2 protein-coding genes are annotated in these 499 nt (G+C 39.5%); both read right to left on the bottom strand.

The genetic code is table 11. From position 1 onward, the window contains the following. On the bottom strand, positions 1-161 hold a 161-nt coding region (locus ON09_RS24975; protein ID WP_010603590.1), incomplete at its 3' end, for an NTP transferase domain-containing protein. A gap of 8 nt (positions 162-169) precedes the next feature. Further along, positions 170-499 (bottom strand): XdhC family protein (locus ON09_RS23860; protein ID WP_010603589.1); only part of this gene is annotated, 330 nt, incomplete at its 5' end.

The raw sequence follows: 499 nt of genomic DNA, 5'->3' as shown, positions 1-499 counted from the left end.
ACGTACACACTAAGTACAACAATAATCGGGCTAAAGCTGGTTTGTACAGCCGCCTGGATGGCAATATCCAGAAACGTTTGCCCTTTATATTGGAGCAGTTGTTTTGGCCTGCCCATTCTGCTCGAATTTCCTGCTGCCAGAATGATGATTGCGGTTTCCATAATTGACGCTATTCGTAAGAATGAATGGATTGTTTTTTTTCCTTGAGCATCTTTGAAGAAGCACCGGAAAACACTGCTTTTATTTCTGCAATGATCGATACAGCAATTTCTTCAGCAGTTTCTGCACCAATGTCTAATCCGACTGGGCCATTTACTTTTGCAATTTCATCACTTTTTCCTAATTCATCGAGCATTCGCAACAGCTTTTTCTTTGGCCCCAATGTACCGATGTAAGACACCTTAGTTTCCAATAAAATATTTAATAGCTCGATGTCATAGTTATAATTATGTGTCATTAACACGAATGCAGTTTGGCGATCTATATCGACATTAGCTAA

The sequence above is a fragment of the Pedobacter agri PB92 genome (assembly GCF_000258495.1).
In the GTDB taxonomy this organism is placed as follows: domain Bacteria; phylum Bacteroidota; class Bacteroidia; order Sphingobacteriales; family Sphingobacteriaceae; genus Pedobacter; species Pedobacter agri.
The sequence above is the reverse complement of the archived record's forward strand: the minus strand, read 5'-3'. Positions and strand labels throughout refer to the sequence as shown.